This is a genomic window from Staphylococcus sp. EG-SA-2 (assembly GCF_017152085.1).
Window position 1 is genome coordinate 1 of record NZ_JACYHC010001163.1, and the last position, 666, is coordinate 666.

The 666-nt window shown below is 32.6% G+C and carries 1 pseudogene; it reads left to right on the forward strand.

The features are described from left to right. Positions 1–666, forward strand: a pseudogene (norB, locus tag IDG60_RS19185) (multidrug efflux MFS transporter NorB); the annotation flags it as partial.

The window sequence follows — 666 nt, forward strand, 5'->3', positions numbered from 1 at the left end:
CTGCAACTTTGTCTATTATTAAGTCATATTACATTGGGAAAGATAGACAACGCGCTTTAAGTTATTGGTCAATTGGCTCATGGGGCGGCTCTGGTGTTTGTTCATTTTTTGGAGGTGCAGTTGCAACACTTTTAGGTTGGCGTTGGATTTTCATCCTATCAATTATAATTTCATTAATTGCGCTGTTTCTTATTAAAGGCACACCTGAAACTAAATCTAAATCGATTTCTCTAAATAAATTTGACATTAAAGGTCTGGTTCTTTTAGTCATTATGCTCCTCACTTTAAATATTTTAATTACTAAAGGATCAGAATTAGGTGTAACCTCACTTCTTTTTATCACTTTATTAGCAATTGCAATTGGATCTTTTAGTTTATTTATAGTTCTTGAAAAGCGTGCTACAAATCCTTTAATCGATTTTAAATTATTTAAAAATAAAGCTTATACAGGTGCAACAGCTTCAAACTTTTTGTTAAATGGTGTTGCGGGAACATTAATAGTAGCCAACACATTTGTTCAAAGAGGTTTAGGATATTCCTCATTGCAAGCAGGAAGTTTATCAATCACTTATTTAGTAATGGTACTAATTATGATTCGTGTTGGTGAAAAGTTACTTCAAACACTCGGATGCAAGAAACCAATGTTAATTGGAACAGGAGTTCTTA